At 70.2% G+C, this 19023-nt stretch carries 14 protein-coding genes; 7 read left to right on the top strand and 7 right to left on the bottom strand.

The window, feature by feature from the left end; all coding sequences use genetic code 11:
• The first annotated feature begins 60 nt into the window (after positions 1-60).
• From M3M54_RS11790 to M3M54_RS11765, 6 genes are read left to right on the top strand one after another with little or no spacing between them, the layout of a single operon-like run.
• Positions 61-567 (top strand): ester cyclase, encoded by a 507-nt coding sequence (locus M3M54_RS11790; protein WP_249019243.1) that lies wholly within the window; start codon positions 61-63, stop codon positions 565-567.
• 26 nt (positions 568-593) lie between these two features.
• The gene (gene argF, locus M3M54_RS11785; RefSeq protein WP_249019242.1) at positions 594-1472 is read left to right on the top strand and encodes an ornithine carbamoyltransferase; all 879 of its coding nucleotides are present in this window, start codon (positions 594-596) and stop codon (positions 1470-1472) included.
• 59 nt (positions 1473-1531) lie between these two features.
• Positions 1532-2896, top strand: coding sequence for a 23S rRNA (uracil(1939)-C(5))-methyltransferase RlmD (rlmD, locus tag M3M54_RS11780; RefSeq protein WP_249019241.1), 1365 nt, complete (start codon positions 1532-1534; stop codon positions 2894-2896).
• Between the two features lie 18 nt (positions 2897-2914).
• Positions 2915-3856 carry a zinc-binding dehydrogenase gene (locus tag M3M54_RS11775; protein ID WP_249019240.1) on the top strand — a complete coding sequence of 314 codons (942 nt, stop codon included), beginning with the start codon at positions 2915-2917 and terminating at the stop codon, positions 3854-3856.
• Positions 3853-4524 carry an AraC family ligand binding domain-containing protein gene (locus M3M54_RS11770; protein WP_249019239.1) on the top strand — a complete coding sequence of 224 codons (672 nt, stop codon included), beginning with the start codon at positions 3853-3855 and terminating at the stop codon, positions 4522-4524. Before M3M54_RS11775 ends, M3M54_RS11770 begins: the two co-directional genes overlap by 4 nt.
• Before the next feature lie 42 nt (positions 4525-4566).
• Entirely contained in the window at positions 4567-7461 is a 2895-nt protein-coding gene (locus tag M3M54_RS11765; protein WP_249019238.1) for an aminotransferase, read from the top strand.
• 12 nt (positions 7462-7473) lie between these two features.
• On the opposite strand, the gene M3M54_RS11760 is transcribed toward M3M54_RS11765, so the two are convergent.
• The 3 genes from M3M54_RS11760 to M3M54_RS11750 all read right to left on the bottom strand — a co-directional run bounded on the left by M3M54_RS11760 (position 7474) and on the right by M3M54_RS11750 (position 11949).
• The gene (locus M3M54_RS11760; protein WP_249019237.1) at positions 7474-8079 is read right to left on the bottom strand and encodes a uracil-DNA glycosylase family protein; all 606 of its coding nucleotides are present in this window, start codon (positions 8077-8079) and stop codon (positions 7474-7476) included.
• Between the two features lie 65 nt (positions 8080-8144).
• The gene (locus M3M54_RS11755) at positions 8145-10052 is read right to left on the bottom strand and encodes a glycosyltransferase (RefSeq protein ID WP_249019236.1); all 1908 of its coding nucleotides are present in this window, start codon (positions 10050-10052) and stop codon (positions 8145-8147) included.
• A 34-nt stretch (positions 10053-10086) separates the two neighbouring features.
• Positions 10087-11949, bottom strand: a complete 1863-nt coding sequence (locus M3M54_RS11750; protein WP_249019235.1) for a hypothetical protein — start codon at positions 11947-11949, stop codon at positions 10087-10089.
• Between the two features lie 136 nt (positions 11950-12085).
• On the opposite strand from M3M54_RS11750, the gene M3M54_RS16805 reads away from it, so the two are divergent.
• Positions 12086-12853 carry a hypothetical protein gene (locus M3M54_RS16805; protein ID WP_305883079.1) on the top strand — a complete coding sequence of 256 codons (768 nt, stop codon included), beginning with the start codon at positions 12086-12088 and terminating at the stop codon, positions 12851-12853.
• A 12-nt stretch (positions 12854-12865) separates the two neighbouring features.
• On the opposite strand, the gene M3M54_RS11740 is transcribed toward M3M54_RS16805, so the two are convergent.
• From M3M54_RS11740 to M3M54_RS11725, 4 genes are all read right to left on the bottom strand, one after another.
• Positions 12866-15139 (bottom strand): ABC transporter ATP-binding protein, encoded by a 2274-nt coding sequence (locus tag M3M54_RS11740; RefSeq protein ID WP_249019234.1) that lies wholly within the window; start codon positions 15137-15139, stop codon positions 12866-12868.
• Positions 15136-16029 carry an ABC transporter permease gene (locus M3M54_RS11735; protein ID WP_249019233.1) on the bottom strand — a complete coding sequence of 298 codons (894 nt, stop codon included), beginning with the start codon at positions 16027-16029 and terminating at the stop codon, positions 15136-15138. Before M3M54_RS11735 ends, M3M54_RS11740 begins: the two co-directional genes overlap by 4 nt.
• Positions 16026-16967, bottom strand: a complete 942-nt coding sequence (locus M3M54_RS11730) for an ABC transporter permease (protein ID WP_249019232.1) — start codon at positions 16965-16967, stop codon at positions 16026-16028. Before M3M54_RS11730 ends, M3M54_RS11735 begins: the two co-directional genes overlap by 4 nt.
• Positions 16968-17072: 105 nt before the next feature.
• Entirely contained in the window at positions 17073-18902 is a 1830-nt protein-coding gene (locus tag M3M54_RS11725) for an ABC transporter substrate-binding protein (protein WP_249019231.1), read from the bottom strand.
• Between the last annotated feature and the right edge of the window lie 121 nt (positions 18903-19023).

Here is a 19023-nt window from a genome sequence, read left to right as displayed (position 1 = left end):
CCGCGACCGCGGTTCTGCTCGGCCCGCCTGCACGGCTGCGCTGATCTACGATCGAGTCTGGTGAGCGGTCCCGACGTCCAGCCCCGAAGCCGCACGGTCGACGAGATCTTCGACGACTGGGAGGACGCCTGGTCAGATCGGGACGAGAACGCGTTCCGGCGCGTGTGCAGCGCGGAGCTGCACTACGAGGACCCGCTCACCCCGGAGCCGCTCGAGGGCATTCCGGCGCTGCTCGCTCACGCCGATCGGCTGTGGGCCACGTTCCCCGACGCGCGGCTCGAGCAACTCGGCCCGCGGATCGGTGATGGCCGCATGGCGGCGGCGCCCGCCAAGCTGCTTGCCACCCACCGCCAGCCGATCGGCGGCCTGCCGGCGACCGGCCGCTTCATCGTGGTGCCGGTGATCTTCTACTGCGAGCTCGAGCGCGACCGCCTGCTGCGTGTGCGCGCCTTCTACGACCTCTACGACGCCGCCGTGCAGCTGGGCGCGCTGCCGGGCCGGGGGAGCCTGAGCGAGAAGGCGCTCCTGATGCTGCGCGGGTTCGGGCTGCGCGGCGGTGGCCGCTAGGCCCACCCGCGCGTAAACTGCGCAACTTGCGACCAACCGACTGTCTCACGGGCGAGGAGCTGGACGCCGAGCAGCTGCACGAGCTGATCGACCGCGCCGCCCACCTGAAAGCCAGCCCCCACGCCTCGGCCGCGCTCGCCGGACGCACCGTCGCGCTGATCTTCCAGCGCCACTCGACCCGCACCCGTGTCAGCTTTGAGGTCGGCATCCACGAGCTGGGTGGCCACCCCATGGTCCTGCGCACCGAGGACACACAGCTGGCCCGCGGCGAGTCGATCCGCGACACCGCCCACGTGCTCTCCCGGCACGTGGCCGCGATCGGCATCCGCACCGGCCCCGATGAGCTCGTCGCCGAGCTCGCCGAGCACGCCACGGTCCCGGTGATCAACATGCTGACCGAGCTTCACCACCCCTGCCAGGCGTTTGCCGACCTGCTCACGCTCAGGGAGTCCTTCGGCCACCTCGAGGGTCTCAAGCTCGCCTACGTCGGTGACGGCAACAACGTCGCGCGCTCGCTGGCGATCATCGGCGCGCGCGCCGGCCTCACCGTGGCCGTCGCCGCCCCCGACGGCTACCAGCTCGAACCGGTCGCCGGCGCGCAGCTGACCGACGACCCCTACGAGGCTGTTCGCGACGCGAATGCTGTCTACACCGATGTCTGGGTGAGCATGAACGACTCCCCCGACAGCGCCGCCGCGCGCATGCAGGCGCTGCGCCCCTACCAGCTGAGCGACGAGCTGTTGGCCGCCGCCGCCCCCGGCGCGATCGCGCTGCACTGCCTGCCCGCCCACCCCGGCGAGGAAATCACCGAGTCGGTGCTCTACGGTGAGCGCCAGCGCATCTGGGACCAGGCTGAGAACCGCCGGCACGCCCAGAAGGCGCTGCTCGAGCTGCTCTGCGCCTAGCCTTCGGGGCTCTCGCCGCTGCTTCGAGCCCCGCATCGCACGCGCCCACCAACCCGCCCATGAACCAGACCACTCAAGCCCCCCGGCCCCATCGCGGCGACGAGCTGACCGTCACGGTCTCCACGCTCGCGCACGGCGGCGCTGGCGTGGCCCGCCACGACGGCTACGTGCTGTTCGTGCCCGACACGGTGCCGGGCGACCGGGTGCGCGTGCAGGTCGGCAAGGCCAAGCGCGCCTACGGCGAGGCACGCGTCATCGAACTGCTGGAGCCGGGTCCGGACCGCATCCCGCCGCTGGCCGACCATCCCGGCGCCCCCTGGCAGGTGCTGCCCTACGCGCGTCAGCTGGAGATCAAGCAGGCTCAGGTCGACGACGCGCTGCGGCGCATCGGCCACCTCGACGGCTACGAGCTCGAGCCGATCGTGCCGGCACTGGAGCAGTGGCGCTACCGCAACAAGCTCGAGTACTCGTTCGGCTCAGACGCCTCGGGCCGGCTGATCTGCGGCTTCCACGCGCCGGGGCGCTGGGAGGAGATCGTCGAACTGAGCGATTGCCTGCTGGCGTCGCAGGCCGCGAACGCCGCCCGCGAGCAGGTGGTCGACTGGTGTCGCGAGCAGGGACTTTCGCCCTACGACCGGCGCACCGGCGAGGGCTTCCTGCGCAACCTGGTGGTCCGCGAGGGCCGGCGCAGCGGCGAGCTGCAGGTACGCCTGGTGACCGCCCCGGGCACGCTCGACGGCGATGGCCTGGCCCGGGCCGCCACGCTCGCCGGCGGGCTGCTGTGGACCAGGCAGGCGAGCGTCGGCGAGAGCACCGCTGGCGGTGAGACCGAGCTCGTCGCCGGCGTGGAGCGCTTCGCCGAGCGGATCGGCCCGCTCGAGCTCGAGATCTCCGCCGAGGCGTTCTTTCAGACCAACACGGAGATGGCCGAACAGCTCTACGGGCTCGCCGTCGCCTATGCCGAGCTCGGGCCCTTTGACCGTGTCTATGACCTGTACTGCGGGATCGGCACGATCGGCCTGCTGATGGCCCCACGCGCCGCCGGGCTGTGGGGGCTCGAGATCGTCCCTGAGGCCGTGGCCGACGCGATCCGGGGCGCGCGGCGCAACGAGATCCAGAACGCCCAGTTCTTCGCCGGCGACGTGCGTCTGGCGCTGGGCGAGCTGGTCACGCGCGCCGGCAGGCCGGACGTGCTGATCGTCGACCCGCCGCGCGCAGGCCTCTCGCAGAAGGTTGTGCGCAGGATCATCGAGGCCTCCCCGAAGCGGATCGTCTACGTCTCCTGCAACCCGACGACGCTCGCCCCCAATGCCGCCCAGCTGGTTGACGCCGGTTACGAGCTCGTCAAGGTCCGCCCGGTTGACATGTTCCCGCAGACACCGCACATCGAATGCGTCGCGGCGCTCGTGCGCCGCTCCGGATAGGTAGGCTTCGAGGGGCAGATGCGTGCGGTCGTGATCAGGGACGGCGGGATTCTCGTCGAAGCGCGCCCGGACCCCGAGCCCGGGTCGGGGGAGGCGCTGGTCCGGGTCCGCGCCGCGGGGCTGAACGGCGCTGATCTTCTGCAGCGCGCCGGGAGCTATCCGGTTCCACCCGGCGTTCCTGCCGACATGCCCGGCATGGAGTTCGCCGGCGAGGTGCTGCGCAACGGCCCGCGCGCCGAGCGCTTCAACGTGGGTGACCGGGTGATGGGCCTGATCGCCGGTGCCGGGCAGGCGGAGCTCGTGGTCGTGCACGAGCGCCTGCTGATGCCGGTGCCGGCCAAGCTCGACTGGCCGGCCGCCGGTGGCCTGCCCGAGGTGTTCACCACCGCCCACGACGCGCTCTTCACCCAGTGCGGCCTGCAGCCGGGCGAGCGCCTGCTGGTGCACGGCGCGGCCGGCGGCGTCGGGACCGCCGCCGTCCAGCTGGGCCGAGCCACGGGGGCGCGCGTGTCGGCGACCGTCCGCAACGCCAAGCACCGCGAGATGGTGGCGGCGCTGGGAGCGGCCGTGCTCGCGCCGGGGGACTTCGTCGACGCCGGTCCCTTCGACGTGATTCTCGAGCTGGTGGGCGCCCCCAACATGCGCGACAACCTGCGGGCGCTGCGCACCGGCGGGCGCATCAGCGTGATCGGCACCGGCGCCGGCGCGACCGTGGAGGAGTTCCCGCTCGGGCTTTTGATGGCGCGCCGCGGGCGCATCCACGGCTCCACCCTGCGCGGGCGCTCGCTGGAGGAGAAGGCGCTCACCGCCCGCGCGCTCGAGCGCAGCGTGCTGCCGCTGTTTGCGACCGGAGCGCTGCGCGTACCGGTCCATAAGACGTTCTCGCTCGAGCGCGCCGCCGAGGCCTACGACGCCTTCGCGGCTGGCGGCAAGCTCGGTAAGATCGTGCTGACGGCGTGACCGCCGCCGGCGACCCGCCGCTGTCTCCCAGGGTCGTGCAGATCGACCAGATTGAGGCCGTTCCTGGCCCCGGCAGCCTCATCTGGCGCCCGGTCAGGCTGAGCCTCGGCGTGCGCGCCTTTGGCTGCAACGCCTACACCGCGACCGAGGCCGGTCAGGATGTGGTCGAGCCCCACGATGAGGTCTCCGACGACGGCTCGGCCGAGCAGGAGGAGCTGTACTTCGTGGCGACGGGCCACGCGAGCTTCACGATCGACGGCGCGCACCACGACGCGCCCGCCGGCACCTACGTGTTCATCCCCGACCCGCGTTCGCACCGCCATGCCGTGGCGCAGGAGCCCGGCACCACGGTGCTCAGCTTCGGCGGCCCACCCACCTTCGAGCCCTCGGCCTGGGAGTGGGCCTTCCGCTCGGCACCGCTGATCCACACAGACCCACAGCGCGCGGGCGAGCTTCTCGCCGAGGGTCTCGCGCTGCATCCGCTCGCGCCCGGGCTGCACTACAACCGCGCTTGCCTGCACGCCGTGCAGGCTCGGCGCGAGGAAGCGCTCGCCTGCCTGAGGCGCGCGATCGAGCTGGACAGCAAGGCCGCGGAGTGGGCGCGCCACGACGAGGATCTTGCGTCGTTGCACGACGATCCCGAGTTTCAGGCCCTGGCCGGCGGCTGAGCGGACGCTCGTAGCGGGTCTTCGGGCAAACTTGTTGCCCGCATGGCAGGCGCCGGTCTCGACTTCTTTGCCCACGGGGCGCTGCCGGCGCCCCGTGTCGGCCTGGCCGAGGCCGAACGTCTTGCCAGCGAGCACTTCGGCCTTGAGGCACGGGCCGAGTCGTTGGGTAGCCAACAGGACCAGAACTTCCTGCTGCGCGACGGCGAGGGTGGGCCGCTCGGCGTGCTCAAGCTGGCAAACCGGGCGGTCAACCTGGGCGAGGTGCAGGCCCAGGTGCTGGCTGCGCGACTGCTATCAGAGCGTCTGCCCGGGTGCCGGGTGGCGACCGCGCTCACCGGCCTCGATGGGGCGCCGCTGGTGGCCAGCGTTGCCACCTCCGAGGGACCGCTTGTGGCGCACGTGGTCAGCTACCTGCCGGGGCGCACGCTGGTGCGCTGCGGCTACCTCTCGCCGCGCGTGATGGCGGCGCTGGGGACGCTCGCCGCCCGGGTGAGCACGGCGCTTGCCGACTTCGCTCATCCAGGGCTCGAGCGCGTGCTGCAGTGGGACCTGCGTCACGGCGATCGTGCCCTGGCCGTGCTGCTCGAGCACGTGCCCGACGCAACCCTGCGCGCGCGCCTGCGGGCTGACGGGGAGTCGGCGTGGGCACAGGTCCAACAGCTCGCCTCCGAGCTGCCGCTGCAGGCGGGCCATTTCGACCTCACCGACGAGAACCTGCTCAGCACCCTTCCACACGGCGTGCCGCTGCCGGACGGCGTGATCGACCTCGGCGACCTCGCCGTCTCCTGGCGCGTCGGCGAGCTCGCCACGATGCTCGCCTCGCTGCTGCACCACCCGGGCGCCGAGCCGCACACGCTGCTCGAGGCTGTCCGTGCCTTCCACCGGCTGGCGCCGCTTGAGGTCGCTGAGGCACAGGTGCTCTGGCCGCTGGTCGTGATCCGCGCTGCCGTGCTGACCGTCTCAAGCCACCAGCAGGTCGCGATCGACGGCGAGCACACGCACGCCTGGGATGGCCTGGACCGTGAGGCCGCGGTCTTCAACCGAGCGAGCGCGGTGCCGGTCGCGGTGATGACCGCCCTGGTGCGCGATGCGCTGGGCCTGGGGGCGCCCGCGCCGCGGCTGCCCGCCGCGGCGCGGGCGCTCAGCGCCGGCGCCAAGCCAACCACGCTCGAGCTATCAGCCGAATCGGAGCTGGTTGATGAGGGCCTCTGGCTCGAGCAGGACGCCACCGAGCGGCTTATCGCCCAGGCGCTCACGCGCGCCGAGGCGGTGGCGCTGCCCTATGGGGTCGTGCAGCTCCCGCGCGCACGGCCGCTCGCGAGCGTCTCACCGGCGACGGTGCCGACCGTGACCGACGTCTGGTTCGCGCACGACACGGTCCTTGCCGCGCCATGGGACGGTGAGCCCAGCTGGCAGGGTGACACGCTCAGCCTCGCCACAGCCGAACTGGTTCTGAGCGTGAGCGGGGTCGCGCCCAGCGACGCCGGTCTGGCGCTCGCGCCCGCCGGCGCTCGCATCCGGCTTGCGCTCGCCGTCGGCGGCCACGAGGTCCCCGCCCATGTGCGACCCGAGTACGCGCCCGGCTGGCTTGCGCTGTGCGCCGACCCCGGGCCGCTCATAGGACTCGAGCCGCGCCCTGCCCGGGTGCCCGACCAGGCGGACGCGTTGCTCGAGCAACGCGAGCGCACGCTCGCCTCGGTGCAGGAGCACTACTACGCCCGCCCGCCCCAGATCGAGCGTGGCTGGCAGGAGCACCTGATCAGCGTCGACGGCCGCGTGCATCTGGACATGGTCAACAACGTCACGATCCTCGGTCACGCCCATCCGCGGGTCGCTGCTGCGGTCTCACGCCAGCTGCGGCGGCTGAACACCAACTCGCGCTTTCACTACGCCGCGATCACCGAGCTCTCGCGCCGGCTGGTGGCGCTGCTGCCGGAGCCGCTTGACAGCGTGTTCTTCGTCAACTCGGGCTCTGAGGCGGTCGACCTGGCGCTGCGCCTGGCGCTGGCCGCCACCGGCCGGGCTGACATCGTCGCGATGCGCGAGGCCTACCACGGCTGGACCTACCTGTCAGATGCCGTCTCCACCTCCATCGCCGACAACCCCAATGCGCTGGCGACACGGCCCGCCTGGGTGCACACGGTGGATGCCGCCAACGCCTTCCGCGGTCGCCACCGCGGCGCGCAGGCAAAGCGCTATGCGCCGGAGGCGGTGGCGGTGATTGATGCGCTGGCCGCCTCTGGGCGGGCGCCGGCGGCGTTTATCGCCGAGGCCTTCTACGGCAACGCGGGCGGCCTCGCGCTTCCCGACGGCTACCTGCAGCAGGTCTACGCGGCCGTGCGCCGTCACGGTGGGCTGGTGATTGCTGACGAGGTCCAGGTCGGCTACGGGCGGCTCGGTGAGTGGTTCTGGGGCTTTGAGCAGCAGGGCGTGGTGCCCGACATCGTCGCCGTCGCCAAGGCGATGGGTAACGGCCACCCGCTGGGCGCGGTGATCACCAGCCGCGAGGTGGCTGAGCGCTACCGGGTCGGCGGCTACTTCTTCTCCTCCACGGGCGGCAGCCCGGTTGCGAGCGTGGTCGGGCTGACGGTGCTGGACGTGCTCGAAGAGCAGCGCCTGCAGGAGAACGCACGCCTGACGGGCGGGCGTCTGCGCGCCGGCCTTGAGGCGCTCGCGCAGCGCCATGAGCTGATCGGCGCCGTGCACGGCGCGGGGCTCTACCTCGGCCTGGAGTTCGTCCGCGATCGCTCCACGCTCGAGCCTGCCACCGAGGAGACGGCGGCAATCTGCGACCGGCTGCTCGCGCTCGGAGTGATCATGCAGCCGACCGGCGACCACCAGAACGTGCTGAAGATCAAGCCACCGCTGTGCGTGCGGCCCGCCAGCGTCGACTTCTTCGTGGCGATGCTCGACGAGGTCCTGTCGAGCGGCTGGTGAGCGTCGGTCGCCTCAGTACGGCGGCAGGTCAGCCCACCACTGGCCGAGCACCCGGAAGGCCTGCCAGAACGCGCGCTTGGCCGACTCCTCGTCCAGGGAGTCGTCGATGTTTGGCACATACAGCGCCTCGCAGGAGGGTGTGAAGCGCTGCAGCTTGCCGGGCTGCGCGGCGAGCTCCTGGCGCACCGGCAGGTCCAGGTCGTTGATCACGGCCAGGGCGTCTGAGCCCATCACCACGACGATCTTCGGGGAGACGATCGCCAGCTCCTCGGCGACGCGGTGGATGCACTCCGGGTCGGCCATCACCGGGTCAAGCACCGGGCACTTCACGCAGAGCGTGCCGTACACGGCCAGGGGGTCGATGTCCAGGCGCCGCAGCGACTTCATCAGCGCGGTGCCGGCGCGCCCGTAGAAGGCGACCCCCTCCTCGATCTCTGAGGGCCTGGCCGCGTACTTGACCATGAAGATGTCGGCCTGCGGGTGGCCGGAGCCGAGCACCGGCAGCAGCTGGCCGCGCGGGCAGCGCTCGCAGCTCTGCAGGTCGCGGGCGACGCTGTTGAGCTCCCGTATCGCCCGCTCCAGGTACTTCTCGCGGATCTCGTCGTCGGTTGCGGGCACCACGTGCTGATTGGACGCCCGCGGCGCTTGTCCTTGCGCCTGCATCAGCTTTTGCGGGCGCTGCATCAGGTTTTGCGGGCGGCGCGCCGCAGCCGCCGCTCGCGCACGGCTTCGCGTCTGCCCGCCGGCCGTGCCTTGGTCTGCAGGAACTTGAGCGCCTGCACGTAGAAGAGGCTGGCCGGGTTGCGGATGATGTCGGCGGTGCGCAGCGACTCGAGGAACTGCTCGGGCCCGTCAAAGTCGTGCATCCTGATCCGCACCGACCCGAGCCCCTGGGGCACGTGCGCGTCGGAGCCGGCGCCCGCGACGATCCGGTACTTGGCGGCAAAGCGCACCGCCTCCGCGTTGAACTCGGCGATCGCCACGCGCGCGTTGAACACTTCGATCAGGTCAATGTCGTCGATCACCTCCAGCAGGTGCCGGTAGTCGGGCACCGAGTGCATGCGGTCGAACGGATGCGGCACGTAAACCAGCCCCCCCTGGCGTTTGATCTCGGCGATCGTCTGCGCGAGCGTCATCCCGCGCGGGATCTTCTCCTTGATGAACAGGCCGATGACCTCGCCTTCGGAGGCGGTCTTCACCTCCTCGCCAACGATCACCTTGATGCCCTTGGCCTTCTCGGCGGCCTCCAGTGCCCCGGATATCTCGTTGTGCTCGGTTACGGCGATCGCTCCCAGGCCGCGGGCGCGGGCCTCTGTCAGCAGCACCTCCACGGGGGTCGCGCAGTCATAGGAGTGATCGGTGTGCATGTGCAGGTCAACGTCGATCAGGGGCCGTCTGGCGACCAGTTCCGCGACACCGGCTGTCCGTGGCCGCAGGTCGTGGCGGCGCGAGACGAGCTCGCTGTAGAGCGACTCGAGCTCGTCAGCCAGACGGCCGTAGCTCAGCCTGGCACGCATCGCTCCCGCCTGGTCGCGGTAGCGCTCGATCACCGCACGGTCGGAGATCAGCGAAGCGAGTGCTGCCGCCAGGGTCTGGGCGTCCGCGGGCGGATACTGCAGGCCACGGCTGCCGTCGCCGAGCAGCTCCGCGTAGACCGGAATGCTGCTTGCGACCGGCACCACACCGCTCGCGAGCGCCGGCAGCAGCACCCCCGGGGTGGGCGCCGCGCCGTCCGAGCCGAGCACCACCACGTCGGTGTCGGCCATGACCTCACGCAGCCCGGTCGTCTCCTGGTCGACGAAGCGCAGGCGTCCGGACAGGCGGCCGCCGAGCGCGGCGGCCGCCGTAAGTGGCCGCGGCGACCACACGGTCGCCTGCCAGTCGGCGCCTGTGTCCAGCAGGCGCAGCGCCCTCAGGAACGTGCGCAGCGCCGCGCGCTCCTCCGTGGCCGCGAAGGTCACACGCAGTGAGGAGCCGGCGGCGCTTGGCGCCAGCGGCTCCGCGGCTGGCAGCACCACCCGGTAGGTGGCGGGAAAGTAGCGTTCCATCAGCGTCCGGGTGCTCTCGTATGAGGCCACGCGCGCGTCCAGCCGGCTGAAGAGCAGCTGTGAGAGCGGCCTGCCGAGCTGGGTCGAGAGCAGCCGCTCGGTGGGGTTGTGGAAGGTCGCGACGCTGAGTGCGCGGGCGGTGCGCAGCGCCACGCTTGCGGCGCTCGGCGCGAACGGCTCATGCACATGCACCACGTCAAGGGGCAGATGTGTGAGCGCCTCCTCGATTGTGCGCGCCACATCGACCGGCAGCGAGGCGGCGCGCCGTCGTGCCGGTGAAAACGGCAGCACTTCGCCGATGCCCAGCACCACCGGCCCCTCGTCGGCGCGCTCGAGCAGGGACCCTGCCCCTTCGCGCTGTTCGCGCAGCGCCTCGCGGCTGGCGTGCACGAAATCGGCCGAGTCCGACGGCGCGATCACAAGCACGCGGTGGCCGCGGCGCGCAAGCTCGGCGGAGAGCAGGCGCACGTGCTCGCCCACCTCGCTCCCGGCCTCCCAGGAGAAGGGGCTGACCTGCGCGATCGTGAGGCGCTCTGTGGGCACGCGTTGGCAGTCTACGCGCGTGGCCCGGGCGCCTTCAGCTGAGTGTGAAGCTGGCGCTGGCGTGTTGTGCGGGCTGGCCTGCGCCCGACCTGAACGTGGCCTGCGCGCTGACGTGCACGCTCACGCTCGAGGCGATCAGCGCTCTGCCCGCCGTCGTGAGGCGCAGCACCAGCGCGACCGCTCCCGCGCCGCGAGCGTGGACGCGGCCGGTGGCGATCAGCGTGCGCGCGCCCGCCACCCGGCTGTACCAGGATGCGGTTGCTGTACCCGGCTTGACCGCCTCGTAGATGTAGGTGTAGGCGCCAGCTTTGCGGAGCTGGGCGAGCTGTGCGCCCGGCCCGTGCGGGTACAGGATCGCCGCCAGCGACAGGCGCGCTTCGGTGGCGCTCGCGGGTGGGAGGATCAGTGCCCGAGGCCGCCCAAAGCTGCCCGCGCGCTCATTCAGGGTGTAGCCCTGCAGGTCGCCGCGTCCGTCCAGATAGTCGCCTATGACGCTGCAGTCACCCGGGCCCGTGCAGTCGGAGGCGACAGTTGCGGCACTCTGTGAGAGCGCCGCGCCGCGCGGCAGCGGTGCCTCAATGGCCGGCTGCCAGACCCCGTTTGTCTCCCTCACCAGCAGCCCCTGGTTATCGAGCGCGATCGTGGTGTAGACGCCGGTGGCAAGACAGTTGCCCGGGCTCCAGCAGGACACCCAGTCGAGCCCGGCGGCCTGCTTCTGCAGCCCCTTGACCGCGTTTGCGGGCAGTGTGACCTCGCTGCCCGGCTGCCAGACGCCACCGCTCTGGTCAAGCAGCAGCCCCTGGCTGTTCTCACCGTTGTCGTAGTACCAGCCCACGGCGGTGCAGGCGCCCGCCTGCGGGCAGGAGACAGAGGAGAGCACGGTGTTCTGGTCGCCAAAGGTCCCGGCGGGGGCGGCGTCACCTGGCAGGGTTGTGCCGGTCGCGCTCTGCCAGGCGCCGGCCGACTCACCGAGCAGCAGTCCGAGTGAGTTCTCGAGCGGGTTGATATAGGTGCCGACGATCGTGCACACGCCCGGTGTCGCGCAGGCGATCGCCGTCGGGATGGTCCGCGGGTCGCTGCTTGCGTCGTTGGGTGCGGGTGCCGACGGTGAGGCGGTGAAGTGTCCGTCGCCGGTTACCAACAGGCCGACCTCGTGGCCGAGTGAGTTCAGGTAGGCGCCGGCTGCCGTGCAGGCGCCGTGCGGCGCGCAGCTCACGGTCAGAAGCGCCGCGTCCTGAGCCTTCACCGGCGCGTCCGAGGGCAGCGGTGCCTGCACGCTGCGCAACCAGCGTCCGTCGCGCTCGCGCACAAGCAGCGGCTCGAGCACCTCGGCGTTGGTCTCGTATTGACCTATGGCAAGGCAGTTGCCGGGACTCGAGCAGGAGACGGCGCTCAGGCTGACGCCGTCAGCGATGCCGCCGTGGGTCCGAGGCGTCTTGATCGCGTTGGCCGGGAGCGCGAGCGGCACGCCCCGGCCCCAGCGCCCGTCATGCTCCTGATAGAGGACACCGTGATCGATGGCATTGGCAGCGGTGTAGCTGCCCACGGCCGCGCACTGACCGGGTGCGGGGCAGGAGATGCCAACCAGCCCGCCGCCGCGCGAGCTCTTGAACGGGCCGGCCGCCGCATCCGCCGGCGGCTGCGCCTGCACGGCTCGGCGCCAGCGGCCCTTGGCCTGCGTGACGAACAGCGCCTGGCTGTTGCCGAGACCGTCGTAGTAGCTGCCGATGGCGGCGCAGTTGCCACTAGATGGGCAGGAGAGCGCCAGCAGCTGAGCGCCGGCGGGAACGACTGGCGCCAGACTCGGCTTGCCCGCCGCATCGGCCGGTCCGGCAACCAGTACGCCGGCTGCCAGGCCGACCAGGAGTGACAGGCAGCCAGCTCGCAGGTGGCGCATGCGGCCAGCATAGAGCGGCACCGTAAGAGTGGCGCGAGAGTGCGCGCCGGTCGCTGTGGCTTGCTTGCGTCCGAGCGATGGGCCGGGATAGGATCGCTGCGACCTTTGCCTGAACAGCGACACACGGGGGAACGCAATGAGACGCATCCTGGCCCACCGACCTTCGCCTGCGATGGCGGTGGCGCTGCTGGCGCTGTTCGTTTCACTGGGTGGTGGGGCCTACGCGGCGATTCTGCTGCCGCGTAACAGCGTCGGCACACCGCAGCTGCGAAACGGCGCGGTGACCGCCGCCAAGCTGCGACGCGGCGCCGTCACCGCAGGTGCCGTCAGGCCGCGATCGTTGCTGGCCAAGGACTTCAGGCTCGGGCAGCTGCCGCGTGGCGCGCAGGGTGCGACCGGAGCGCAGGGGCCGGTGGGGCCGCAGGGGCCGGTCGGGCCGCAGGGGCCGACGGGGGCCCAGGGTCCTCAGGGCGCGACCGGGCCGCAGGGTGCGACGGGGCCGCAGGGTCCGACGGGGGCCCAGGGTCCTCAGGGCGCGACCGGGCCGCAGGGGCCGGCTGGGACGGGCTCCCAGTTCACCACGGTGTCCGGCTCGAGCGTGACGCTCACGAACCCCGGCACGTACTTTGTGGTCGTGTCGGCCACGCTCAGCTTAGAAGGCGCCGCTTCATATGGCGCGTGCTTTGTGTCCAATGCTGACAACGGACAGACAGCTTTCGAAGGGGCTTATACCTTGCCAGGGACCGGCAGCAGTCCTGACTACACCTACTCGGGCATCGTTACCGTCGTCGCCGGCGCCACGCCGGCGACGCTGTCGTTCTTTTGCGGCGCGACGAGCGGCACTGCCCCGAGTGTCTCGCCTGTGCAGTGGTGGTACTCGCCGGTGGCCGTGATGGCCGGCTGACGTGCGCCTCTGCTACGCGTCGCCGCGCGGATCCGTCATGGCGAGCTGCACGCCCGGCGGCGGCTCCAGCGTGGTCGGTGGCTGCAGCGGGAAGTGGCAGGCGGCTACGTGACCCGGTCCGAAGACCTGCATTGGTGGTTCCTGCTGAGCACAGAGTTCCTGGGCCAGGGGGCAGCGGGTGCGGAAGCGGCAGCCCGACGGCGGGTGCACAGGAGAGGGCAGTTCACCCCGCACCGCGGCCTTCTCCTTGGTGCGCTCGATCTTGGGGTCAGGCACCGGGATCGTCTGGATCAGTCCGTGGGTGTAGGGGTGCGCCGGCGCATCGTAGACATCGTCGGCGGGCCCGTACTCCACGAGCTTGCCGAGGTACATGACGCCGATCGTGTCGGAGAGGTAGCGCAGCACCGACAGGTCGTGGGAGACGACCATGTAGGTGAGGCCATGGTCACGCTGCAGGCGCTTCATCAGGTTGAGGATCTGGGACTGAATTGAGACGTCCAGGGCTGACACGGGCTCGTCGGCGACGATCAGGCCGGGGTTCAGTGCCAGCGCGCGCGCCAGCCCGATCCGCTGGCGCTGACCGCCGGAGAACTCGTGCGGGTAGAGGTCCATCGCCCGGCGGCTGAGCCCGATCTCGCCCAGCAGCTCGGCGACGCGCTCCCACTGCTGGCGACGGTTGCCGCTGCCCTGCACCATCAGCGGTTCGCGGATGATCGCGCCGACCCGCATCCTCGGGTTCAGTGAGGCGTAGGGATCCTGGAACATGAGCTGCTGCTGCCGTCTGCCGCGACGCAGTTCGGCGCCGTGCAGGCGCAGGATCTCCTTGCCGTCGATGCGGACCGTCCCCGCGGTGGGGTGCTCGTGCCCGGCGACGATGCGCCCGAGTGTGGTCTTCCCGCAGCCGGACTCGCCTGCGAGGCCGAAGGTTTCGCCGCGGCGGATCGTCAATGAGATCCCGGACACGGCCTTGACCGAAGCGGCGGGCGGTCCAAACCCAAGCCCGAGTCCGCGCCGGACCGGGTACTCCTTGAAGAGGCGCTCGATCTCCACGAGCACGGGCGCACTCATGGGGTCTGCGGCTGCCTGGGCGCCAACCGGCTCGGCCGCGGCGGGTGGCCCGGCCGGCGGCGGCTCGGCCGGCCGCGGCTCCAAGGTGATGCCGAGCACGGCCTGAACGCGCTGCACGACCGTGGGCAGCTCGGCGGCCGGCTCGTCGGCGGCCTCGTCGGCCACCGGCTCCGGCGCCGGTGCCGCGAGCTCCGGTGCGTCAGCCGCCGGCTCCGGCTCACTGCCCACCGGGTGAAAGCAGGCGACCAGGTGCCCCGCCTCCAGCTCCTCGAGCGTCGGCTCGGCGGTGCCGCAGTCAGGTTTGGCGTGGCGGCACCGCGGGGCGAAGCGGCAGCCACCTGTCAGGTTGGTGAGATCGGGCGGCTGGCCGGGGATCGTCGGCAACAGCGTTGACGAGCTGGCGGTCAGCTGCGGCACCGACTCGAGCAGCGCCTTCGCGTAGGGGTGGCGCGTGTCCTCGAACAGCTCGGCGGTTGAGGTCGACTCCACCGCTTTGGCGGCGTACATGACCATCACGCGGTCCGTGCGCCCGGCGATCACGCCCATGTCGTGGGTGATCAACAGCACCGCCATGGACAACTCCTCCCGCAGGCGGTCGAGCAGATCCAGGATCTGTGCCTGAATCGTGACGTCGAGCGCGGTGGTGGGCTCGTCGGCGATCAGCAGCTTCGGCTGCGCGGTCAGCGCCATGGCGATCATCACCCGCTGGCGCAGGCCGCCGGAGAGCTGATGCGGGTAGTCGTCCATGCGCTCGCGTGGGTTGGGCACACCAACGAGGTCGAGCATCTCCAGCGCGCGCTTGGCCGCAGCCTTCCTGTGTGTCCCGAAGTGGATGCGCAGCGGCTCAGCCACCTGCACGCCGATGGTGCTGGTCGGGTTCAGCGACGTCATCGGATCCTGGAAGATCATGGCGACGTCGTTGCCGCGCACCTTGCGCATCTCCGCCTCCGACAGGGTGGTCAGGTCGCGTTCGCCGAGCAGGACCTTGCCGCCGGTGATGTGCCCGATGCGGGGCAGCAGCCGCATGATCGAAAGGCCGGTGGTGCTCTTGCCGCAGCCCGACTCGCCGACCAGTCCGAGGCACTCGCCTTCGTGGACGGTCAGCGACACGTCGTCCACGGCGACCACCGTGGACGAGCGCAGGCGAAACTCGGTGCGCAGGTTCTGCACCTGCAACACGGGCCGCTTGCCGGGATCTGTCATGACGTCTTGGCTCATCGCTTCTGCAGACGGACCTCGACCACATCTGAGAGCCCGTCGCCGATCACGTTGACCGCGATCACGATCGCGACGATCAGCACGCCTGCCGGCCACAGCTGCCACCAGTAGCCGTCGAAGAGGTTGTTGATGCCGGCGGAGATCAGCTCACCCCAGTTGGTCGCAGGCGGCGCTGGCCCCAGTCCCAGGTAGGCCACGGCCGCAAACGCGAGGATCGCGTCGGCGACCTTGAGCGTGCCGTTGACCACCACCACACCCAGCAGGTTTGGGGTGATGTGGCGGGCGATCACGTGCCGCATGCGCGAGCCGAAGCCGGTGGAGGCGCTGACGAAGTCGCGTGTGCGCAGCGACAGCGTCTCACCGCGCACCAGCCGCGCGGTGGACAGCCAGCTGACGGCCGAGAGCACGAGGATCAGCACGAGCAGGTTCACCTGAACCAGCGCCGCGAGCAACACCACGAAGAACAGGTAGGGGATCGACAGGAGGGCGTCCACGATCCGCATCATCACGGCGTCCACGACGCCACCGAGGTAGCCCGCCACCGAGCCGTAGACCATTCCAAACAACGTTGCGAGCACGCCGACACCCAGGCCGACCTCGATCGTCGACTGGCCCCCGACCATCAGCCGGCCAAGCTCGTCGCGACCCTCGGGCGTGGTGCCCAGCAGGTGCGAGCCCGACGGTGCCAGGTTCTCGTTGATCAGGTTGGTGGCGGTCTGATTGGTGTGGTAGAGCAGCGGTCCCACGAAGCTGAACAGGATCAGGAGGACGAGCACGATCGCGCCTGCCAGCGCGAGGCGGTTCTCGATGAATGTGGCCAGCGACTGCTTCCAGATCGAACTCGGGCGGGAGATCTCCTCGCCCGGCAGCGCCGCTGCCTGCGCGATCATCGCAGGCGCACCCTGGGGTCGAGGGCCGCGTAGCCGAGGTCGGCAAGCAGATTGCCGACCACGGTGGCCACGGTCACCACCAGCACGACCCCGAGCAGCACCGGGAAGTCACGGTCCTGGGCGGCGTTCCAGAACAGCAGGCCCATGCCGGGGAAATTGAACAGCGCCTCGATCACCAGCGAGCCTGAGAGCACGTAGGGGAGCGTCAGCCCGACCAGGGTCACGGTTGAGCTGAGCGAGTTGCGCAGCACGTGGCGGGCCAGCATGCGCCGCGGCGCGGCGCCCTTGGCGATCGCCGTGCGCACATGGTCGCTCAGCAGGTTGTCGATCGTGGCCGAGCGGACGTAGCGGCTGAAGTAGCTGACGTTGCCCAGGCATAGCGCCATCACCGGCAGCGCCAGAACGCGGACGTCGGTGCCCACGTTTGCCCCGAAGTTGGTCGCTGTGGAGGGCAGCAGGTTGGTCCAGATGTTGAAGACGACGATCAGGCACACGGCGAGCAGGAAGCTCGGCGCCGAGTAGAAGATCAGCATGATCGTGCTGAGCGCGTTGTCGTCGGGGCGGTTGCGCCGGTAGCCCTGCCAGATGCCCAGCGGCACGGCGATCGCGATCGCGAAGAGCAGCGACACGCCGACCAGCAGCAGATCGCGCGGCAGGTACTCACCGAGCAGTGAGGCGACCGACTGGTTGAGCTTGTAGGAGAAGCCGAGGTTGCCCTGCAGCGCATGCCAGGCCCAGATCCCGTACTGCACGACCAGCGGCTTGTTGAGGCCCTCCTGCACGGTCAGGTCGTGCACGGCCAGCGGCGTGGCGCGGGGTCCTAGCTGGGCGCGGACGAGCCCCCCGGGCAGCAGGTGCAGGATGCCGAAGACGACGACCGAGACGATGAACATCACGATCACCGCCTGGCCCAGGCGGCGGATGACGTAAGCGATCATCCGCCGCCTGGGATCCTGGTCGCGGTGACCCGCGCCCGCCGCGCAACCACCAGCGTTGTGCTCACGCCCAGAGAGCCTCGGTTTGTCGCTGGTGGTGCGCGGCGCTCACGGCTTGGTCAAATACCAGCGCGAGACCTGGTAGTTGGCGTAGGGGCTGAGCGGGTACCAGCCGCCGAGGTTGTCCTTGGCCAGGACGATCTCGTAGTCCGGCAGCGGCCAGAACAGCGACGCGACGTTCTTTGTGAGGTAGGTCTCCGCCGCGTAGAGCGCTTTCAGGCTGGAGGAGGTGTGGTCGGCCGCGATCAGCTTGTCCGCCTGCGGGCTGTTGTAGCCGCCGGCCCAGTAATTCCCCTTGCCGAACTGGTTCTGGCCACCCGGCAGCACCTGGTACTGGCCGAAGTCCCACATGTAGCCGTTGTAGGCCGCGATCCCCCACTTGCACGGGCCGGGGGGGCAGACGCCGGCGATCGAGTACATCGTGTTCTGCGTCTGGCCGTTCAGCGGGAGGCTGATCCCGACCTGGGCGGCCGCGGTCTGGAAGGCCTCAACCTGTGCCTGGAAGCTCGGCACCCCGGTCGTGTACATCAGCTGGATGGTGAGCGGCGCTCCCTTCTTGATGCCGGCGCCGCACTCGTGGGCGCTGTTTCCGGGCTTCTTGCAGACATCGATGCCCTTGGCGCCCTTGGCCCAGCCGTGCGAAGTCAGCAGCGCCTTGGCTGCCGAGACGCTGTAGGGGTAGGGGTTGCTGCGCAGCGCCGGCGCGACCAGGTTCGACCCCGCGTAGTCCGGCGCGATCCCGTAATCCGGGATGCCGTAGCCGTGCAAAGTCCGCTGGATGTAGAGCGGCTGGTTGACCAGGTGCTGCAGCGCCTGGCGGATGTAGAGCTGGCTGACGAGCGCCTTCCAGGGGCCGGTGTAGCCGAACTCGACCGCCTCGTTGTAGAAGTAGGTCCAGGGCACCACGTTGTATCCCTGGTTCTTGAAGCTGTTGATCTGTGCTGCGTCGCTGAACGGCAGGTAGCCGAAGTCAACGACGCCGGAGCGCACCGCGTCGAGCTCGGCGGTGTCGGAGGAGAAGCTGTAGATCTGGTATCCGGCCAGATGCGGCTTGCCGGGGCCGGTGTACTTGCGGTTGGCCGACAGCACCGTGTGCGAGGTCGTCGCGTCATAGGACTTGATCACCCACGGACCGTCGACGGTCTTCCACAGCGGGTTGCTCGAGTAGGTGGAGAGCTTCTCCGACTGCGAGTACAGGAAGCTGAAGACCTTGGCCGCGCCCGCCGGCGTGGCGGCGTAGTTGCCGACCTTGCCGCTTGCTGAGGTCTTGTCCCAGGCCTGCGCGGGTAGCGGGTAGACCCAGGTGAGCTGGTTGCCGGTGAACCAGTTGGGGCTGTAGGCGCGCTTGAGGTGGATGACGAACTCGTAGGCGTTCGGGTAGCTGACGCTGGCGATGTCCTTGGGCATCTCGCCGGAGACGTAGGGGGCGTACTTGCCGGCCTTCACGGCGGCGGCTTCGAGCTCGAAGAAGAAGCGCACGTCGGCTGCGGTGACGGGCTTGCCGTCAGACCACTTCCAGCCCTTGTTGAGCTTGACCGTCACGACGGTGTTGCCGTGTGAGTAGACCGGCTGCTTGCCGATCGACATCGGGTAGTTGATGCCGGTCGAGCCCGCGCCGCCCACGACGTACAACGGCCGCCACATGCCGCTCTCAACGTTGCTCTCGTAGTTCTCGTAGTTGGCCTGGTTCTCCAGTGGCAGCATCCAGGAGAAGGTGTCGCCGATCGGCAAGGCGTAGCTGGCCACACCACCGCTCGTCGGCTTGCCCTTGATCGTCAGCTTCGTGCCGCTGCTCGTCCTGGCGGTCTTGCCCGACGACGTCGCCGGTCCGACTGCGCTGACCACAGCCACGGCCGCCGCCACGAGGGCAGCAGGCACCGCGAGTAACAGACGCCGTCCTGTGATGGACCGGCCGCGCTTACTTCCCATTGCACCTACCTCCGCGATATCCCAGATAAGCCGGACACGACGTTGGCCGCATCCGCCGAAACCTCTCCTC

The organism is Conexibacter sp. S30A1, from assembly GCF_023330665.1.
Taxonomy (GTDB): domain Bacteria; phylum Actinomycetota; class Thermoleophilia; order Solirubrobacterales; family Solirubrobacteraceae; genus Palsa-465.
Note: the sequence above shows the minus strand (reverse complement) of the source record. Positions and strands in the feature narration are given on the sequence as shown.

What these genes read in the sequence shown, in the direction of transcription:
- rlmD (WP_249019241.1), top strand. Translation starts at nt 1,532, where the DNA reads ATGAACCAGACCACTCAAGCCCCCCGGCCCCATCGCGGCGACGAGCTG.
- M3M54_RS11775 (WP_249019240.1), top strand. Translation starts at nt 2,915, where the DNA reads ATGCGTGCGGTCGTGATCAGGGACGGCGGGATTCTCGTCGAAGCGCGC.
- M3M54_RS11765 (WP_249019238.1), top strand. Translation starts at nt 4,567, where the DNA reads ATGGCAGGCGCCGGTCTCGACTTCTTTGCCCACGGGGCGCTGCCGGCG.
- M3M54_RS11750 (WP_249019235.1), bottom strand. Translation starts at nt 11,949, where the DNA reads ATGCGCCACCTGCGAGCTGGCTGCCTGTCACTCCTGGTCGGCCTGGCA.
- M3M54_RS16805 (WP_305883079.1), top strand. Translation starts at nt 12,086, where the DNA reads ATGAGACGCATCCTGGCCCACCGACCTTCGCCTGCGATGGCGGTGGCG.
- M3M54_RS11740 (WP_249019234.1), bottom strand. Translation starts at nt 15,139, where the DNA reads ATGAGCCAAGACGTCATGACAGATCCCGGCAAGCGGCCCGTGTTGCAG.
- M3M54_RS11735 (WP_249019233.1), bottom strand. Translation starts at nt 16,029, where the DNA reads ATGATCGCGCAGGCAGCGGCGCTGCCGGGCGAGGAGATCTCCCGCCCG.
- M3M54_RS11730 (WP_249019232.1), bottom strand. Translation starts at nt 16,967, where the DNA reads ATGATCGCTTACGTCATCCGCCGCCTGGGCCAGGCGGTGATCGTGATG.